Source organism: Bacillus sp. FSL L8-0152, assembly GCF_038006365.1.
GTDB classification, from domain to species: domain Bacteria; phylum Bacillota; class Bacilli; order Bacillales; family Bacillaceae_G; genus Bacillus_A; species Bacillus_A cereus.
In genome coordinates this window covers 5,388,634-5,405,950 of sequence record NZ_JBBOVB010000001.1, presented here as the reverse complement: position 1 = coordinate 5,405,950, position 17,317 = coordinate 5,388,634, and the positions used below count along the sequence as shown (strand labels likewise).

Below are 17,317 nucleotides of genomic sequence, written 5' to 3'. Positions count from 1 at the left end.
GGCGCTTTTTTTAATATTCATTTAACATTTCATCAATTGTAAATTTGATTCCGTGATAAGCAAATAAAGCTACTATTAAGCTTGGGAACCCGTAGCGATTACCTTCATCGTCTGGAATAAGACCTTTTAATAGTTTTGTATCAATATGTACGTCTGTATATTGTTCCAGTGATTCCGTACCTTCTTGAAGAGCAGAAATGCCGACAATAGAGTGTCCCTCTTCTTGTAGTTTTTTTGCAATTTCTACAACCGCTTCATCTGTTGAAAAACGGCTAATAAGAAGTACACGATCCGCAGAGGTTACTTCTGCTTCTTTACCATTTTCAAATAAGCGTTTTGCTTGCTTCATTGGTTCAGCACCGAATAGTGCTTCGGCAACAACGCCCTCCATTTCATTTGTACCATATAAATAAATGAAACCATCGCCAACTAGTGCTTGAGCAAGTAAACGAGCGCTATCTTCTATATTCATTTCTTCTTTTTGAGAAATTTTGGAGAAATAACCACTTAATTGAGTTGAAAAAATTTTTAACATAATATTACTCCCTTCGTACGTGCTTGCCGGCTTTCATTATAGTTTATTTTTTTAGAAAGGTGAAATCGTAGGGTAGCATAACAAAATAGGAAACGGTAAAATAAGAAAGAATAGGAAGGAATTTGCCAAAGAATAGCGAAAATAAATCGTTAAGATATAAGAAGCTTTAAATCTTGTACTTACACAGAAAGGTTGGGAATTATGGAAGGTAAAATTTTAATTGTCGATGATCAATATGGGATTCGTGTGTTATTACATGAAGTGTTCCAAAAAGAAGGTTATCAGACATTCCAAGCAGCGAATGGATTTCAAGCTTTAGATATCGTGAAAAAAGATAATCCAGATTTAGTAGTGTTAGATATGAAAATTCCAGGCATGGATGGTATAGAGATTTTAAAGCATGTAAAAGAAATTGATGAGAGTATTAAAGTCATTTTAATGACTGCTTATGGAGAGCTTGATATGATCCAAGAAGCAAAAGATTTAGGAGCTTTAATGCATTTTGCTAAACCATTTGATATTGATGAAATTCGTCAAGCTGTGAGAAATGAGCTCGCTGTAGAGGCGTAAAAATGAATTTTTTATAAAAAATATGGAAAAAAGCGTTTACATGGACTATTGTGCAGGTGAATACGGTTGAGTTTTTGAGTACAAGTTGTTATCCTATTGAGTGTAGAAAAAAGTCCGGTATGTAGATATACATATTTTACCTTATTCTGGTCATACTACCAGCGATAAGAACTTATCGGATACAAAAAACGTTTTTTAGGAGGATTCACCATGCCTTTAGTTTCTATGAAAGAAATGCTAAACAAAGCACTAGAAGGAAAATACGCAGTTGGTCAATTCAACATGAACAACTTAGAGTGGACTCAAGCTATCTTAGCTGCTGCGGAAGAAGAAAAATCTCCTGTAATCCTAGGTGTATCTGAGGGTGCAGCTCGTCATATGACTGGTTTCAAAACAGTTGTAGCTATGGTTAAAGCTTTAATCGAAGAAATGAACATCACTGTTCCTGTAGCGATTCACCTTGACCATGGTTCAAGCTTCGAAAAATGTAAAGAAGCAATCGATGCAGGTTTCACATCTGTAATGATCGACGCTTCTCACCACCCATTCGAAGAAAACGTTGAAACTACTAAACAAGTAGTAGAATACGCACACGCTCGTAACGTATCTGTTGAAGCTGAGCTTGGAACAGTTGGCGGACAAGAAGACGACGTAATCGCTGAAGGCGTAATTTACGCTGACCCAGCAGAGTGTAAGCACCTTGTTGAAGCAACAGGTATCGATTGCCTAGCTCCAGCTTTAGGTTCTGTACACGGTCCTTACAAAGGTGAGCCTAACTTAGGATTCGCTGAAATGGAACAAGTTCGTGACTTCACTGGCGTACCTTTAGTATTACACGGTGGTACTGGTATCCCAACTGCTGATATCGTAAAAGCTATCTCTTTAGGTACTTCAAAAATCAACGTAAACACTGAGAACCAAATCGAGTTTACAAAAGCTGTTCGTGAAGTATTAAACAAAGACCAAGAAGTTTACGATCCTCGTAAATTTATTGGACCTGGCCGCGACGCTATTAAAGCAACTGTTGCTGGTAAAATGCGTGAGTTCGGTTCTAACGGTAAAGCGTAAGAATAAAATTCCGTTTTGGAAACCGTCTAGTCTTTTAGACGGTTTCCTTTCGTTGTATAATGAAAGCGTGAACAAGTCGAAAGATTTTATCATTTTTGGTTTTTAAATAGAAAATAATGTGCATAGTCCTATTAATAAATGTGATAACGTATCTAAATTGATAAAGTGAATTCGATGAATAGTTGATCTTTATCTATTCGTGCTACAGGAGAAATGGAGATAATGGTTTCCTATTTATTGAGTTTTGGGATGGAAAGAGTAATTGAGATTCTTAAGGGGAGCTTTCTATGAAAAGATAGAAAGTAAATACATTCACAAGAAGGGAGCTCAATATGGAAAAATTGCTAATTGAAGGCGGAAGAGCTTTAAATGGAACAATTCGAGTAAGCGGTGCAAAGAACAGTGCCGTTGCATTAATTCCAGCGACAATTTTAGCAGATACTCCAGTAACTATTGGTGGTGTCCCTAATATTTCGGACGTGAAAATGTTAGGCGACTTACTAGAGGAAATTGGAGGGAAAGTAACTTATGGACAGGAGGAAGAGATGGTAGTCGATCCTTCTAACATGGTTGCAATGCCTTTGCCAAATGGAAAAGTGAAAAAATTGCGCGCTTCTTATTATTTAATGGGTGCGATGCTTGGCCGTTTTAAAAAAGCTGTTATTGGGCTTCCGGGTGGATGTCACTTAGGACCGAGGCCGATTGATCAGCATATTAAAGGGTTTGAAGCGCTAGGTGCACATGTTACAAATGAACAAGGTGCTATCTATTTAAGAGCAGATGAACTACATGGAGCACGTATTTATTTAGATGTTGTTAGTGTGGGGGCTACGATTAATATTATGCTAGCAGCTGTACGAGCAAAAGGTAGAACTGTTATTGAAAATGCAGCGAAAGAGCCCGAGATTATTGATGTAGCTACATTGTTAACAAGCATGGGAGCACGTATTAAAGGTGCCGGTACAGATGTAATCCGAATAGATGGTGTGGACTCTTTACATGGTTGTCACCATACTATCATCCCAGATCGTATTGAAGCTGGTACGTATATGATTCTAGGAGCTGCATCAGGAGGAGAAGTAACGGTTGATAACGTTATTCCTCAGCATTTAGAATCAGTTACTGCAAAGCTAAGAGAAGCTGGTGTTCAAGTTGAAACGAATGATGATCAAATTACAGTGAACGGTAATAGAAAGTTAAAAGTAGTTGATATCAAAACGCTTGTATATCCAGGTTTTCCAACAGATTTACAACAGCCGTTTACGACGCTTTTAACAAAAGCACACGGGACGGGAGTTGTAACAGATACAATTTACGGTGCCCGTTTCAAACACATTGATGAATTACGTCGTATGAATGCTCAAATTAAAGTAGAAGGTCGTTCGGCAATTGTAACTGGTCCTGTGTTACTGCAAGGTGCAAAAGTGAAGGCGAGTGATTTACGAGCGGGAGCAGCACTTGTTATTGCAGGGTTAATGGCAGATGGAATTACAGAAGTAACAGGACTTGAGCATATTGATCGAGGTTATGAGAATATAGTGGACAAGCTTAAAGGGCTTGGAGCAAACATTTGGCGAGAACAAATGACAAAACAAGAAATTGAAGAGATGAAGAACGCATAAGTGATACTTCCGTAAGGGGGAAGCGAAGCATCACTACTTGCGGAAGTACACTTTATAGAAAAACACGGTTCACAAAATACGGCAGAAATATAAAGACTTAAAGGAGAGGGATTATTGTGGAAAGAAGTTTATCTATGGAGTTAGTACGTGTAACAGAGGCTGCAGCATTATCATCAGCGCGTTGGATGGGGCGCGGGAAAAAAGATGAGGCAGACGGTGCAGCAACATCAGCTATGCGTGATGTATTTGATACAATTCCGATGAAAGGTACAGTCGTAATTGGTGAAGGTGAGATGGATGAAGCACCAATGCTATATATCGGAGAGAAATTAGGTACAGGATATGGACCACGTGTAGACGTTGCGGTTGATCCTTTAGAAGGGACAAACATCGTAGCAGCTGGTGGCTGGAATGCTCTTGCTGTTATTGCAATTGCAGACCACGGTAATTTGTTACATGCTCCTGACATGTACATGGATAAAATCGCGGTTGGCCCAGAAGCAGTTGGGGCAGTCGACATTGATGCGCCTATTATTGATAACTTACGTGCAGTTGCGAAAGCGAAAAATAAAGACATTGAAGATGTTGTAGCAACAGTTTTAAACCGTCCACGTCACCAAGCAATTATCGAAGAAATTCGTAAGGCTGGTGCTCGCATTAAATTAATTAATGATGGAGATGTAGCTGGAGCAATTAATACAGCGTTTGACCGTACAGGTGTAGATATTCTATTTGGATCTGGTGGAGCACCTGAAGGTGTATTAGCAGCAGTTGCTTTAAAATGTTTAGGTGGAGAAATTCACGGAAAACTATTGCCACAAAACGAAGCTGAATTAGCACGTTGTAAAAAAATGGGCATAGAAGACATTAATCGTATCCTTCGTATGGAGGACTTAGTAAAAGGTGACGATGCAATCTTTGCAGCAACAGGTGTAACAGATGGTGAACTATTACGTGGTGTTCAATTTAAAGGTAGCGTAGGAACAACACAATCTCTTGTTATGCGTGCAAAATCAGGCACAGTTCGCTTCGTAGATGGTCGTCATAGCTTAAATAAAAAACCGAACTTGGTTATTAAATAAAAAGCGTAAGCAGCTTGTTCAGAATGGGAGGGGGATGGAGCTTCTGACGTAGAGGCGCTTTTTGCCTCGCAGAAAGAAGTGAAGCCACCGACCATTCTAGCTGCTGAAGCTGGATTAAGTAAAAAGCGTAAGCGGCTCGTTCAGAAAGGTTAAAGTGGTCGATCTTTTTAACTATCGGAGCCGGAACTAAATTAAATAAGAAGCGAAGACAAATTTTCTTGTCTTCGCTTCTTGTATTTGTGTTCCAACGTATTGATTAAAACTAGATAAAAGGGTTACAATAGTGAATATTACCCTACTTGAACTTATTGCCTTTCATTATTAATTATTTGCCTTCCGTATTTTTTCCCTTTACCCATGAAAAAAGAGAATAACGTTAAAGTGTGGTGTCTGAATGAATTTGTCAATTGCAGCATTAGAAAACATGAAATTAAAAGAGTTATACGAGCTTGCGAAAGAATTTAAGATTTCGTATTATAGCAAGTTAACGAAAAAAGAGTTAATCTTTTCTATTTTGAAAGCTCGAGCAGAAAAAGAAGGTTTCTTTTTCATGGAAGGCGTATTAGAAATTATTCAATCAGAAGGATTTGGATTCCTACGTCCTATCAACTATTCTCCAAGCTCAGAAGATATTTATATCTCAGCTTCGCAAATTCGTCGTTTCGATTTACGTAATGGAGACAAAGTTTCTGGTAAAGTACGACCTCCGAAAGAAAATGAACGCTATTTTGGGTTATTACAAGTTGAAGCTGTAAACGGAGATGATCCAGATTCAGCAAAAGAGCGTGTGCATTTCCCTGCATTAACACCATTATACCCAGATCGCCAAATGAAATTGGAAACGGAACCGAAAAAGTTACCGACACGTATCATGGATTTAATCGCACCAGTTGGATTTGGACAACGTGGTTTAATTGTTGCGCCTCCAAAGGCTGGTAAAACAAGTCTATTAAAAGAAATTGCACACAGTGTTACAACAAATCATCCAGAAGCAGAATTAATTGTGCTTTTAATTGATGAGCGTCCAGAGGAAGTAACAGACATTGAACGTTCTGTTAAGGGCGACGTTGTAAGTTCTACTTTTGATGAAGTACCAGAAAATCATATTAAAGTAGCTGAACTTGTGTTAGAACGTGCAATGCGTCTTGTAGAGCACAAAAAAGATGTTATCATTTTAATGGATAGTATTACCCGTTTAGCGCGAGCTTACAACCTCGTTATTCCGCCAAGTGGTAGAACATTATCGGGTGGTATCGACCCAGCGGCTTTCCATAGACCGAAGCGTTTCTTTGGAGCGGCACGTAATATTGAAGAAGGCGGTAGCTTAACGATTTTAGCAACAGCCCTTGTTGATACAGGATCTCGTATGGACGATGTTATTTACGAGGAATTTAAAGGAACTGGAAATATGGAACTTCACTTAGATCGTTCGTTAGCTGAACGTCGTATCTTCCCAGCGATTGATATTCGTCGTTCTGGTACACGTAAAGAAGATCTATTAATTCCAAAAGAGCATTTAGACAAGTTATGGGGCATTCGTAAAACAATGCGTGATACACCAGACTTTGTTGAAAGTTTCTTACGTAAGCTTCGTCAAACGAAGACAAACGAAGAATTTTTACAAAACATTGTTGCAGACTCGAAAAGATATGTAACAACTAAGTAAAGGGAAAAGATTGGGACTCGCTTATTTTATAGTAAGCGAGTTTTTTATGCCTTTTAGGTGATATTAAAGAGAGAAATAAGTGGGAGAACCTTAGCTGGTCAGAGCAGAACGAACCGCCTCCACTTTAAGATGATATCTAGCTCCAGCGGCTAGAATGGTAGGTGGCTTCGCGTCTTCCTACGAGGTAAAAAGCACCTCTACGTCAGAAGCTCCATCCCCCTCCCATTCTGAACGAGCCACTTCTGCTTTTAAATTGTATCTAGTTCCGACGGCTAGCTCTTCGTGTCTAAGAACCTCCCGCACTAAAGGTAAAAAGCACCTTTTGTGCGAGAGAACCTTAGCCAGTCAGAGCTAAACGAGCCGTCTACACTTTAAATTTCAAAAGACAAAAACAGGTAGTTGCAAAATGAAGTTAGCCTTGTTATAATTTCATCATATGTGTTTCATCAATATAGTTGTGTATGCAGCTGAAGATGAAAAACTCTGTTTCGAAAATGATTCAGGGCGGAAGGAGATGAAAAGAATGAAAGCAGGAATTCACCCAGATTACAAGAAAGTTGTATTCATGGACACAAACACAGGCTTCAAATTCTTAAGCGGGTCTACTAAAGGCTCTAGCGAAACTGTTGAGTGGGAAGATGGTAACACTTATCCATTACTAAAAGTTGAGATCAGTTCTGATTCTCACCCATTCTACACTGGACGTCAGAAGTTTGCTACTGCAGACGGACGCGTTGATCGCTTCAATAAGAAATACGGTATCAAGTAATAAAAACATAAAACAGGCAAGTGTATGTATTCGCTTGTCTGTTTTTTTTGTGAAAATATTATACCTTTACCCTACTTTTAACTAAAAAGTAGATGAAAGGAGAGCTTCATGTACTTAATAAATCAAAATGGCTGGATTGAAGTGATTTGCGGTAGTATGTTTTCTGGTAAATCAGAAGAGTTAATCCGCCGTGTGCGCCGTACGCAATTTGCGAAACAACATGCAATTGTATTTAAACCATGTATTGATAATCGCTATAGTGAAGAAGACGTTGTATCACATAACGGATTAAAGGTAAAAGCAGTTCCTGTTTCAGCTTCAAAAGATATATTTGAACATATCACTGAAGATATGGATGTAATTGCAATCGATGAGGTACAATTCTTTGATGGGGACATTGTGGAAGTGGTGCAAGTATTGGCAAATCGTGGCTATCGTGTCATTGTAGCTGGTTTAGACCAAGATTTCCGTGGTCTACCATTTGGACAAGTTCCTCAGCTGATGGCGATTGCTGAACATGTAACAAAGCTACAAGCAGTATGTTCTGCATGTGGATCTCCGGCAAGTCGTACACAACGATTAATTGATGGAGAACCAGCGGCATTTGATGATCCGATTATTTTAGTTGGGGCTTCAGAATCGTATGAGCCACGCTGTCGTCATTGTCATGCAGTTCCTAAAAACAAAGATAAGTAAAACTCGCTGCGCAAGGCGGGTTTTTTTCAGAATAGAGAGTGTGGTTGGTGTGAGCCGCTTACGCTTTTAAATATATCTAGTTCTGGTGGCTAGCTCTTCGCATCTAAGAACCTTCCGCCCAAAAGGTAAAAAGCACCTTTAGGTCGAAAGAACCTTAGCTGGTCAGAGCTGAAAGAGCCACCGCCACTTTTAAATATAATTTGCGTTTTTTTGAGTAAGTACCATATACTATTTGTATTAGATACTAGGATGTAGAGGTGAATGATGTGTTAGATCGTTTGCAAGCTGTAGAAAATCGTTATGAGAAGTTAAATGAATTGTTAAGTGACCCAGAGGTTATTAGCGATACAAATAAACTTCGTGAATATTCAAAGGAACAGTCTGATATACAGGAAACGGTAGAGGTGTATCGTGAGTATAAGGATGTTCGTGAGCAATTAAAAGATGCGAAAGCAATGTTAGAAGAGAAGTTAGACGCAGAAATGCGTGACATGGTAAAAGAAGAGGTTTCTGAGTTAGAATCACAAGAAAAAACGTTATCAGAACGTCTGAAAATTTTACTAGTTCCAAAGGACCCTAATGATGATAAGAACGTTATCGTTGAGGTTCGTGGGGCTGCTGGTGGCGACGAGGCCGCTTTATTTGCTGGTGACTTATACCGCATGTATAGCCGTTATGCTGAGGTTCAAGGTTGGAAAACAGAAATTATCGAGGCTAGCTATACAGAGTTAGGTGGATATAAAGAGATTATCTTTATGATTAACGGTAAAGGTGCTTTCGCGAAGCTGAAATTCGAGAATGGTGCTCACCGTGTACAACGTGTTCCTGAAACGGAATCTGGTGGACGTATTCATACATCTACAGCAACTGTAGCTGTATTACCAGAGGCAGAAGAAGTAGAAATCGACATTCACGAGAAAGATGTTCGTGTTGATACATTCGCTTCTAGTGGTCCTGGTGGACAAAGTGTTAATACAACGATGTCAGCGGTACGTTTAACGCATTTACCGACTGGTGTAGTTGTATCTTGTCAGGATGAGAAATCACAAATTAAGAATAAAGAAAAAGCGATGAAAGTATTACGCGCACGTGTTTATGATAAGTTTAGACAAGAAGCACAAGCTGAATATGATCAAAACCGTAAACAAGCTGTTGGTACGGGTGATCGTTCAGAGCGTATTCGTACGTATAACTTCCCGCAAAACCGTGTTACAGACCATCGAATCGGTTTAACGATTCAAAAGCTAGATCAAATCTTACAAGGTAAGTTAGATGATTTCATCAATGCCTTAGTGATGGAAGATCAGGCTCAAAGGATGGAGGCAGCTGAGTAATGCGTGTCTATGAAGCCCTGAAATGGGCTTCTTCTTTTTTACAGGAAAATGGACGAGATGAAAATGCGGGAGAAATTGTCCTTTGTCATGTATTAAAGATGAACAGAACAGGATTACTTATGAATATGCGTGAAGAAATAAATGAGGAACAAGAGGCAAGCTTTACGGAGTTTATCCACAAGCATGTAGAAGGTATTCCTATTCAATATATGATTGGTTATGAAATGTTTTATGGCCGGTCGTTCTTTGTGAATGAAGAAGTATTAATACCAAGACCGGAAACAGAAGAGCTTATAGTAGGAGTATTAGAAAGAATTGAGCGCCATTTTGGCGACAAGGAACTACATGTAGCAGATATAGGCACAGGTAGTGGAGCGATTTCTATTACGCTTGCTTTAGAAAATAAAAATCTCCACGTGTATACAGTAGATATTGCACAAGAGTCGATTGAAGTTGCAAAAGAAAATGCAAAAGCTTTAGGTGCAGAAGTAACGTTCTATCACGGTGATTTATTGTCACCATTTGATAAAACGGGTCAAAAGCTAGATGTTGTTGTTTCAAATCCTCCATATATACCGGAAGAGGATTGGCGTGGTCTTTCTCCTGTTGTGAAAGAGCATGAGCCGAAGAGAGCGCTTGTTGGTGGAGAAGACGGATTAGATTTTTATCGCCGTTTTATGGAAGAATTGCCGAATGTGTTGCAGGAGAAAGCAATTGTAGCGTTTGAAATTGGAGTAGGACAAGGTGAGGATGTAAAAAGATTGTTACAACAAGCTTTTCCACATGCCCATGTTGAGGTTGTTTTTGATATTAACGGAAAAGACCGTATGGTATTTGCAGAGATGGAGTAAGGTTCACACCTTACTCCATTTTTTTGTGGGAAAATTCATATAGATTTTGAATTTAATAGTTTAGAAATATGAAAGTCTGTCCACACTGTTTGTAGAGGGGAAGGTGGAGGAAATGAAAAAACAAGTTATTGCTTATCTTCTTATACTATTAATTGGTGCACAGTTACTTGTGCAGTTTGGATATATGAAAGCTGATGCAAAAGGGCCTTCAGTTATTCCGAAAGAGGCCGTTCGCTTACGCATTTTAGCAAATAGTGATTCAGATAAAGATCAGGCATTAAAGCGTAAAGTGCGTGATGAAGTAAAAGCACAAATTGATGGATGGGTAGCGGATTTAACTTCATTTGAAGAGGCGCGCAAAGTAATTCAAAGTCATATTCCAGAAATCGAGAAAACGGTGGAAAATACGTTAAAAAGAGAAGGAAGTAAAGAATCATTTCAAGTGAAATTTAGTAAGAATGTAAAGTTTCCTACAAAGGTATATGGGAATTTTATTTATCCAGCAGGAGAATATGAAGCGGTATTGATTACAATTGGAGAAGGTGAAGGGGCGAACTGGTGGTGTGTATTATTTCCACCAATGTGTTTCTTAGATTTTTCGAGTGGGACAGCTGTAAGAAAAGAAGAGCACGTTGTGAAGGCGGAATCTCCTGAAGAGGAGCAGGTGAAACAACTAGATGAGGAAGTAGTAAATACAGAAGAGAAGAAAGTGGATAAGGTAAAAGAAACGAAAGTTGTAAAACAGGAAGTAGTAAAAAAAGTAACATCTTCTGAAAAGAAAGTAGTAAAAAATGAAACAAAAGTCGAAGAGCAGCCTGTAAGCCAAGAAGAAACAAAAACTGTGGAAAAAGTGGAGAAACCTGTGGAGAAAAAACAAGAAAAGCAAAATGAGTATGTAAAAGTAGAAGAGGAAGAAGAAAAGCCAGAAGTTAAATTGTTTATTGTAGAAGCTTTTACATCTTTATTCTCTAAATAGTACTATTAATAAATCCCTCCTCATATATAAAAATGAGGAGGGATTTATTATGAAGAAAGTGTATTTTGCTACGAAGGCAGATGTGGAAAGATTACATTCTTTTTTCGGACAAGCTAATAAAAAAGATGATAAAATAAATGAGTTGTACGCACAATTTATGATTTTGGAAGAGGCGGAAGAAATACGAGCTGTAATTGGTTATGAACAAAGTGGGGAAGATGTACTTATTCGTTCTTGTTTATTCACACCTCATGTGGATAAACAGACTTTCTTATATTTTTTTGAAATGTTTTTGCAGTATATGAAAGAAAAAAGTGTTCAACAATTGTACTTACTAACAAACCATCCACAATCTGTACCAATCTTTCAGTTCTTTGACTTTTTTACTATAGAAAAGGATGAGGTTCCAGAGGGAATTCAACAGTTAGAACATTTTTGTAAAAATATAAAAGAGCAGAATGCAATAATACTAAATTGTCAGCTATTCACAAAGTTATCCACGGATTAATTAGGTTTATCCACATTTTGTGGATAAACCTTGTTTGTCTTTTGGATAAATCTCATAGTAAACTAAAAATAGACAAGTATTTAAGGGTAGAAAAGGACGTGGAAAAAAATGCATACAAATATGTGGGTTGTGGATAATGTTGTGGAAAGAAAAAAATATTATCCACAGTTACAAGAAGCAGCAAAATTATTAAGAGAAAATGAGGCGGTTGCTTTCCCTACGGAAACAGTCTATGGGTTAGGTGCAAACGCGATGGATGATGAAGCAATCGCAAAAATTTTCGAAGCGAAAGGAAGACCGAGTGATAATCCACTCATTGTCCACATAGGTACAAAATCTCAGTTAGATGGCATTGTGAAAGAAATTCCACCAGTTGCAGAGAAGTTAATGGCGCATTTTTGGCCAGGGCCATTAACAATTATTTTGCCGAGAAAAGAAGGGATTTCAGAGAAGGTGACGGCGGGACTTAATACGGTTGGGGTAAGAATGCCTGATCATCCAGTTGCACTTGCTCTTATTGAAGAGGCGAATGTACCTGTTGCGGCACCAAGTGCGAATCTTTCAGGGCGTCCAAGTCCAACATTAGCTTCTCACGTATATGAAGATTTGAATGGGAAGATTGCAGGTATTGTTGATGGTGGTGCAACTGGAGTAGGCGTTGAATCAACTGTAATTGATTGTACAAGCGCGGTTCCAACAATATTACGTCCAGGTGGGATTACGAAAGAACAATTAGAAGCAGTGATAGGTACCGTTTCTTTAGATCCAGCTTTAAAGGATGAGAAGGAAAAACCGAAATCACCTGGAATGAAATACACACATTATGCGCCGAAAGCACCACTTAGTATTGTTGAGGGCTCACGTGAGTTTATTCAGCATCTTGTGGATGAGAAAAAGGAAGAAGGATTTAAAGTAGGTGTATTAACGACGGAAGAGTATCAGCATGTATATAACGCAGATGTTATATTGTCTTGTGGTGTTCGAAGTGACTTAGCTAGCGTTGCGACTAAACTATATGATGTACTTAGAACATTTGATGCAAGTGAAGTGGATGTTATTTTTAGTGAGTCGTTCCCTAATGAAGGAATAGGAAATGCTATTATGAATCGTTTAACAAAAGCGGCAGGACATCATATTATTATTGAATGATAAGGTACGATTAGCAAACAGAATATTTCTCCTTGGATAAGCATATTGTGAAGTAGCACGTCCAAGGAGGGGCATGAATGACGTTTGAACAGCTAATACCTTTAATAATTATGGCATTCGCCTTAGGGATGGATGCGTTCTCGGTGAGTCTTGGTATGGGGATGATGCCCCTAAAGTTAAGACAAATCCTGTATATTGGTATGACGATAGGGATATTTCATATTATTATGCCGTTTATAGGGATGGTACTAGGTCGTTTTTTATCAGAGAAGTATGGAGAGATTGCACATTTTGCGGGTGCTATTTTATTAATCGGACTAGGTTTTTATATCGTATATTCGACCATTTTACAAAATGAAGAGACTAGAACTGCCCCTATTGGAATTAGCTTATTCGTATTTGCATTTGGCGTTAGTATAGATAGTTTCTCAGTAGGGCTTAGTCTTGGTATTTATGGGGCACAAACAATCATTACGATATTACTTTTTGGATTTGTTAGCATGTTATTAGCATGGATTGGTCTATTAATTGGTAGACATGCGAAAGATATGCTCGGTACATATGGCGAGATAGTAGGTGGCATCATTTTGGTTGGATTTGGATTATATATCCTTTTTCCTATATAATTTTATGTAGGAGGGAATTATGAACAAGCTATTGGAATGGTATGTTAAGTTTTTAACCTTCTTTCCTCGATGGCTAAGAAGACTTATAATTTGGGGTATTATTTTGCAAATTTCGATGTTAGGTTGGATTAAGTTAATTCGTGAATGGTGAGATAGTTCCTTTCTGTGAATATTTTGTTTGTACTATATTTATTGCACTAAAAATTACAGATATAGAAAGGATGAGATGAATGACGAGATTGAAGCAAGTTTTCGGTATTATTATTAGTTTTTTTGTTTTTTGGTTTAGTATGCTCGGTGTACAAATGTTTGCTGAGTTTTTAGATATTGAGTCATTGAAATTTGTTGCAGGAAAGACTGAGGCGGCACGTGCCTTTTACTCTCCGTACCCGTTTTTAATTGTTTTTCTTATTACACTGCTTTCCCTATACTTCTTCGTAATGAAGCTAGGGAAACCGAAAAAAGAAAAACTGCCTACTTTAGAGGAAAAGAAGGAAGAATTACAATGATAAAAATCCCCTGCTAAAAAGCAGGGGATTTTTATGTTTGAGTGATGGCAGGAATCGATTCTGAGCGAGCCGCTTTCGCTTTTAAACTGGCCTAACTAATTCAAATTGTTCTCCTAATTTTGCATAGTTGTGTCCTGCTAGGCGGCTTATTGGTTTGAGTCCTTCTGCGTGAATGCGCCCTTTTTCATATAGATGTTCGGCAACGTGGAAACGAACGACGCGTCCAATTAGTAGATCACAAGCTGGTGAGTCTTCTGTTCCACCAAGTGGAATTGCACGTTCTAATACGCATTCCATTCGAATATTTGCTTCTTTTACACCTGGAACGGAGATGACTTCACTTTCAATTGGTGTTAGTTTTGCTAGTTCAATTTCACTTTCATTTGGCGGGAGATTAGCTGCTGTTTCATTAATTGCTGCTACATATGATTCGTCAGAAATATGTACGACAAATTCACCTTTTTCAATTGCGTTTCGGGAAGTGTCCTTTCTTTCTCCGGCTTTTCGTTGTATAGATACTGAGATAAGTGGTGGATTAGCAGCGACAATATTAAAATAACTATATGGTGCGCCGTTTAATACACCGTCTTTTGTTAAAGAAGTAACGAATGCGACAGGGCGAGGGATGATACTTCCAGTAAGTAATTTGTAATTATCTTTTTCAGTTTGTTCATTTGGATTAATGGATAACATGCTTGTAATCCCCTTTCTAAATATGAATACTTATTGTTTGTTTACAAGATAACGATGAGAAAATCCTGCTGGAAATAATATTTTGTTTCATAAAAAGAACTTACTTCAATTGTAATGAAGTAAGTTCTTTTTCAAGAATCTCAAATCTGAGATAAAAATTAAAGTAAAACGTATGCGCCAGGTCCGATTAAAGCTACACCAACAGCAACAGCGATTAACATTAAGTTATATTCATATCCATTTTGTGTTACCCAGTAACCATTTTTTCCGTGAACAGTGAAGATAGCCATTAACATTGTTCCAACGATAAATAATGAACCAACTACAATGAAAATACCTGATGCGAATAAGAAACCACCTAGTAATTCAGTTGCGCCAGCCATAAATGCCATAAATACACCAGGGCGTAAACCGATTGACTCCATCCAGCCACCTGTTCCTTTTAAACCGTAACCGCCGAACCAACCAAATAATTTTTGAGCGCCATGACCCATGAATGTAATTCCTATAATAAGACGAATAATAAGTAGACCGAAATCCATCATTTTTAAAAACCTCCTAAAAGTTATTAACTTACCTTACGTAAGTAATAATAAAATAGTTACTTACTTTAGTCAAGTGGATTTTGAAAAAAGTTTGAATTAAATTTTACAAATTAACAACAAAAAATAAAATGTGGTAAAGACCTCTAGACAAGTTGGGCAAAAAAAGAGAAAATATAAATAGAAGTTAACTTCTTATTGTTATTCAGACAATCAGAATTGACTGGAATTTTGTGAAGCGCTACAATAAGAGTCTATTAGTAATGACGTAATTTATTTCGAAAGCGTTTTTACAGTATAATATTCGAAGTATGAAGTCTTACATGTATCCCAAGCTTTACTAGGGATTGCCCTATAAACTTTTAGGTAAATTATAAGGAGGACTATCCTATGTTTAAAAAATTATTCGGTCTTGGTTCAAAAACAAATGAAGAAACAATCGTAGCTCCATTAACTGGAGCAGTGAAAAATATTGAAGAAGTACCAGATCCAGTATTCGCTGGTCGTATGATGGGTGACGGTGTTGCAATCGATCCTACTGAAGGTGTAGTTGTATCTCCAGTTGATGGTGAAATCGTACAATTATTCCACACAAAACATGCTATCGGAATTAAAGCGAAAAATGGCACAGAAATTTTAATCCACGTTGGATTAGAAACTGTAAAAATGGAAGGCGAAGGTTTCGAAGCTCACGTTTCTGAAGGCCAAGCTGTAAAAGCTGGAGATAAATTAATCTCATTCGACTTAGAATTAATCCGTGAAAAAGCGAAAAGCACAATTACTCCAATCGTTATTACAAACACAGATGCAGCTGAGTCTATTAAGACAACTGTAGGCGTAACAGCTACAAAAGGTTCAACAGAAGTAATGAAAGTTACAATGAAATAATTGCTGTATAAGAGGAATCCGTTTCGTATGAAATGGATTCCTTATTTTTGTTGCATATTCAGTAGGTATGTTAAAATACTCTGGGCACTTGGAAATAGGGTTTCACATATATGTGGATAAGACGCATTTTTCTTAGAAAAAATATAAGAGAAATGCGCCTTTTGTATATTCACATTTCTTTTGTTCTATTCTAATGTAAGTTATGATGAGTGGTAAGAAATCGAATATAGGGGTGGGTTTGGATGAAACGAGTATTATTTGTTTGTACTGGCAATACATGTCGTAGTCCAATGGCTGAGGCGTTGCTTCGTCATCACGGAGGAGATAGGTTTGAAGTACAATCTGCCGGTGTTTTCGCCTATCCTGGGAGCGATGCATCGGTACATGCGAAGGAAGCTTTAGCTGAAAAAGGGATTTCAATTGACCATACCGCGCAGCAAGTAAACGAAACTTTGCTTGATTGGGCTGATATTGTCGTAACGATGACAGAAAATCATAAACAAATTGTACTTGGGCATTATCCGAGTGTTGAAAAGAAATTGAATACGTTATATGGATTAACTGAAGGTATAGGCAAGGACATTTCAGATCCATTTGGAGGCTCGCTTTCTATTTATAAAGAAACGTTAGATGAGATGGAAAAACTTGTACAAACTTTACTGAAAAAACATTCGGTAGGTTGATGTTTCGTGTATAATACGATATTGGAGATCACTTCGTCCTATTGAGGTAGCGAGTGTGAAATGAAGATAATTGATTGAAACTTTGGAGGGGTAAAAATGAAAGTAGTAATAGCATCTGATCACGGCGGTATGAATATCCGCAAAGAACTTGTAAATTTATTAGAAGAGTTAAATATTGAATATGTTGATTTAGGTTGTGAATGTGAAGCTGGTTCTGTTGATTACCCTGACTTTGCGTTTCCAGCAGCTGAAATGGTAGCGAATGGTGAAGTGGATCGTGGTATTTTAGTTTGTGGGACAGGCATTGGTATGTCAATCGCAGCAAACAAAGTAAATGGTATCCGTTGTGCGTTAGTGCATGATACTTTCAGCGCGAAAGCAACGAGAGAGCATAATGACACTAACATGCTAGCAATGGGCGAGCGTGTAATTGGTGCTGGTCTAGCGCGTGATATCGCGAAAATCTGGTTAACAACTGACTATGAAGGTGGTCGTCACGAAAACCGCGTAGGAAAAATTAAAACATACGAAACAAAGTAATACATTCTAA

21 protein-coding genes are annotated in these 17,317 nt (G+C 38.0%); 18 read left to right on the top strand and 3 right to left on the bottom strand.

The genetic code is table 11. The annotated features are described in order from the left end of the window. Positions 1 to 10 precede the first annotated feature (10 nt). On the bottom strand, positions 11 to 535 hold the full coding sequence (locus MHH27_RS27550) for a DUF2529 domain-containing protein (protein WP_097920061.1): 525 nt from the start codon (positions 533 to 535) through the stop codon (positions 11 to 13). 201 nt (positions 536 to 736) lie between these two features. On the opposite strand from MHH27_RS27550, the gene spo0F reads away from it, so the two are divergent. The 15 genes from spo0F (at position 737) to MHH27_RS27475 (ending at position 13,961) form a co-directional block, all read left to right on the top strand. Beyond that, a complete protein-coding gene (spo0F, locus tag MHH27_RS27545) occupies positions 737 to 1,105 on the top strand; it encodes a sporulation initiation phosphotransferase Spo0F (RefSeq protein WP_000398594.1) in 369 nt (122 codons plus the stop codon). A 210-nt stretch (positions 1,106 to 1,315) separates the two neighbouring features. Then, positions 1,316 to 2,173 (top strand): class II fructose-bisphosphate aldolase, encoded by an 858-nt coding sequence (locus MHH27_RS27540; RefSeq protein WP_001131856.1) that lies wholly within the window; start codon positions 1,316 to 1,318, stop codon positions 2,171 to 2,173. A gap of 332 nt (positions 2,174 to 2,505) precedes the next feature. Continuing rightward, a complete protein-coding gene (gene murA / locus MHH27_RS27535) occupies positions 2,506 to 3,795 on the top strand; it encodes a UDP-N-acetylglucosamine 1-carboxyvinyltransferase (RefSeq protein ID WP_000413248.1) in 1,290 nt (429 codons plus the stop codon). Positions 3,796 to 3,911: 116 nt separating this feature from the next. Then, entirely contained in the window at positions 3,912 to 4,877 is a 966-nt protein-coding gene (gene glpX / locus MHH27_RS27530) for a class II fructose-bisphosphatase (RefSeq protein WP_000442336.1), read from the top strand. A gap of 394 nt (positions 4,878 to 5,271) precedes the next feature. Then, a complete protein-coding gene (rho, locus tag MHH27_RS27525; RefSeq protein ID WP_001053903.1) occupies positions 5,272 to 6,543 on the top strand; it encodes a transcription termination factor Rho in 1,272 nt (423 codons plus the stop codon). Between the two features lie 523 nt (positions 6,544 to 7,066). Beyond that, entirely contained in the window at positions 7,067 to 7,312 is a 246-nt protein-coding gene (locus MHH27_RS27520; protein WP_000643435.1) for a type B 50S ribosomal protein L31, read from the top strand. Between the two features lie 108 nt (positions 7,313 to 7,420). After that, complete coding sequence (locus MHH27_RS27515; protein WP_098566612.1) at positions 7,421 to 8,008, top strand: thymidine kinase; 588 nt, start codon at positions 7,421 to 7,423, stop codon at positions 8,006 to 8,008. Between the two features lie 266 nt (positions 8,009 to 8,274). After that, positions 8,275 to 9,342: a peptide chain release factor 1 gene (gene prfA / locus MHH27_RS27510; RefSeq protein WP_000887066.1), complete on the top strand. Its 1,068-nt coding sequence runs from the start codon at positions 8,275 to 8,277 to the stop codon at positions 9,340 to 9,342. Then, positions 9,342 to 10,193: a peptide chain release factor N(5)-glutamine methyltransferase gene (prmC, locus tag MHH27_RS27505; protein WP_001267022.1), complete on the top strand. Its 852-nt coding sequence runs from the start codon at positions 9,342 to 9,344 to the stop codon at positions 10,191 to 10,193. The genes prfA and prmC overlap by 1 nt, the downstream gene beginning before the upstream one ends. A gap of 112 nt (positions 10,194 to 10,305) precedes the next feature. Then, the gene (gene spoIIR, locus MHH27_RS27500; protein WP_098566613.1) at positions 10,306 to 11,169 is read left to right on the top strand and encodes a stage II sporulation protein R; all 864 of its coding nucleotides are present in this window, start codon (positions 10,306 to 10,308) and stop codon (positions 11,167 to 11,169) included. Positions 11,170 to 11,218: 49 nt separating this feature from the next. Continuing rightward, positions 11,219 to 11,677 (top strand): mechanosensitive ion channel protein, encoded by a 459-nt coding sequence (locus MHH27_RS27495; protein ID WP_000758437.1) that lies wholly within the window; start codon positions 11,219 to 11,221, stop codon positions 11,675 to 11,677. Positions 11,678 to 11,785: 108 nt separating this feature from the next. Next, positions 11,786 to 12,826, top strand: coding sequence for an L-threonylcarbamoyladenylate synthase (locus MHH27_RS27490; protein ID WP_098250865.1), 1,041 nt, complete (start codon positions 11,786 to 11,788; stop codon positions 12,824 to 12,826). 77 nt (positions 12,827 to 12,903) lie between these two features. After that, positions 12,904 to 13,452: a manganese efflux pump MntP gene (locus MHH27_RS27485; protein ID WP_000142477.1), complete on the top strand. Its 549-nt coding sequence runs from the start codon at positions 12,904 to 12,906 to the stop codon at positions 13,450 to 13,452. Positions 13,453 to 13,471: 19 nt separating this feature from the next. Then, positions 13,472 to 13,603: a hypothetical protein gene (locus MHH27_RS27480; RefSeq protein ID WP_001037634.1), complete on the top strand. Its 132-nt coding sequence runs from the start codon at positions 13,472 to 13,474 to the stop codon at positions 13,601 to 13,603. 79 nt (positions 13,604 to 13,682) lie between these two features. Then, on the top strand, positions 13,683 to 13,961 hold the full coding sequence (locus MHH27_RS27475; protein WP_000197475.1) for a DUF3935 domain-containing protein: 279 nt from the start codon (positions 13,683 to 13,685) through the stop codon (positions 13,959 to 13,961). An 81-nt stretch (positions 13,962 to 14,042) separates the two neighbouring features. Here the strand turns inward: MHH27_RS27475 and MHH27_RS27470 are convergent, their stop codons facing one another. Further along, positions 14,043 to 14,654 carry a flavin reductase family protein gene (locus MHH27_RS27470; protein ID WP_340944711.1) on the bottom strand — a complete coding sequence of 204 codons (612 nt, stop codon included), beginning with the start codon at positions 14,652 to 14,654 and terminating at the stop codon, positions 14,043 to 14,045. A 158-nt stretch (positions 14,655 to 14,812) separates the two neighbouring features. Continuing rightward, positions 14,813 to 15,199 carry a DoxX family protein gene (locus tag MHH27_RS27465; protein WP_000968616.1) on the bottom strand — a complete coding sequence of 129 codons (387 nt, stop codon included), beginning with the start codon at positions 15,197 to 15,199 and terminating at the stop codon, positions 14,813 to 14,815. Between the two features lie 387 nt (positions 15,200 to 15,586). Here MHH27_RS27465 and MHH27_RS27460 point away from each other — a divergent pair, with 387 nt between their 5' ends. From MHH27_RS27460 to rpiB, 3 genes are all read left to right on the top strand, one after another. Further along, complete coding sequence (locus MHH27_RS27460; protein WP_000473666.1) at positions 15,587 to 16,084, top strand: PTS sugar transporter subunit IIA; 498 nt, start codon at positions 15,587 to 15,589, stop codon at positions 16,082 to 16,084. Positions 16,085 to 16,326: 242 nt separating this feature from the next. Beyond that, positions 16,327 to 16,767, top strand: coding sequence for a low molecular weight protein arginine phosphatase (locus tag MHH27_RS27455; RefSeq protein WP_000832375.1), 441 nt, complete (start codon positions 16,327 to 16,329; stop codon positions 16,765 to 16,767). A gap of 96 nt (positions 16,768 to 16,863) precedes the next feature. After that, on the top strand, positions 16,864 to 17,307 hold the full coding sequence (gene rpiB / locus MHH27_RS27450) for a ribose 5-phosphate isomerase B (RefSeq protein WP_000869539.1): 444 nt from the start codon (positions 16,864 to 16,866) through the stop codon (positions 17,305 to 17,307). Positions 17,308 to 17,317 lie beyond the last annotated feature (10 nt).

Coding starts and splice junctions, on each gene's coding strand:
- MHH27_RS27550 (WP_097920061.1), bottom strand. CDS start 535: ATGTTAAAAATTTTTTCAACTCAATTAAGTGGTTATTTCTCCAAAATT.
- spo0F (WP_000398594.1), top strand. CDS start 737: ATGGAAGGTAAAATTTTAATTGTCGATGATCAATATGGGATTCGTGTG.
- MHH27_RS27540 (WP_001131856.1), top strand. CDS start 1,316: ATGCCTTTAGTTTCTATGAAAGAAATGCTAAACAAAGCACTAGAAGGA.
- murA (WP_000413248.1), top strand. CDS start 2,506: ATGGAAAAATTGCTAATTGAAGGCGGAAGAGCTTTAAATGGAACAATT.
- rho (WP_001053903.1), top strand. CDS start 5,272: ATGAATTTGTCAATTGCAGCATTAGAAAACATGAAATTAAAAGAGTTA.
- MHH27_RS27520 (WP_000643435.1), top strand. CDS start 7,067: ATGAAAGCAGGAATTCACCCAGATTACAAGAAAGTTGTATTCATGGAC.
- MHH27_RS27515 (WP_098566612.1), top strand. CDS start 7,421: ATGTACTTAATAAATCAAAATGGCTGGATTGAAGTGATTTGCGGTAGT.
- prmC (WP_001267022.1), top strand. CDS start 9,342: ATGCGTGTCTATGAAGCCCTGAAATGGGCTTCTTCTTTTTTACAGGAA.
- spoIIR (WP_098566613.1), top strand. CDS start 10,306: ATGAAAAAACAAGTTATTGCTTATCTTCTTATACTATTAATTGGTGCA.
- MHH27_RS27495 (WP_000758437.1), top strand. CDS start 11,219: ATGAAGAAAGTGTATTTTGCTACGAAGGCAGATGTGGAAAGATTACAT.
- MHH27_RS27490 (WP_098250865.1), top strand. CDS start 11,786: ATGCATACAAATATGTGGGTTGTGGATAATGTTGTGGAAAGAAAAAAA.
- MHH27_RS27485 (WP_000142477.1), top strand. CDS start 12,904: ATGACGTTTGAACAGCTAATACCTTTAATAATTATGGCATTCGCCTTA.
- MHH27_RS27480 (WP_001037634.1), top strand. CDS start 13,472: ATGAACAAGCTATTGGAATGGTATGTTAAGTTTTTAACCTTCTTTCCT.
- MHH27_RS27475 (WP_000197475.1), top strand. CDS start 13,683: ATGACGAGATTGAAGCAAGTTTTCGGTATTATTATTAGTTTTTTTGTT.
- MHH27_RS27470 (WP_340944711.1), bottom strand. CDS start 14,654: ATGTTATCCATTAATCCAAATGAACAAACTGAAAAAGATAATTACAAA.
- MHH27_RS27465 (WP_000968616.1), bottom strand. CDS start 15,199: ATGATGGATTTCGGTCTACTTATTATTCGTCTTATTATAGGAATTACA.
- MHH27_RS27460 (WP_000473666.1), top strand. CDS start 15,587: ATGTTTAAAAAATTATTCGGTCTTGGTTCAAAAACAAATGAAGAAACA.
- MHH27_RS27455 (WP_000832375.1), top strand. CDS start 16,327: ATGAAACGAGTATTATTTGTTTGTACTGGCAATACATGTCGTAGTCCA.
- rpiB (WP_000869539.1), top strand. CDS start 16,864: ATGAAAGTAGTAATAGCATCTGATCACGGCGGTATGAATATCCGCAAA.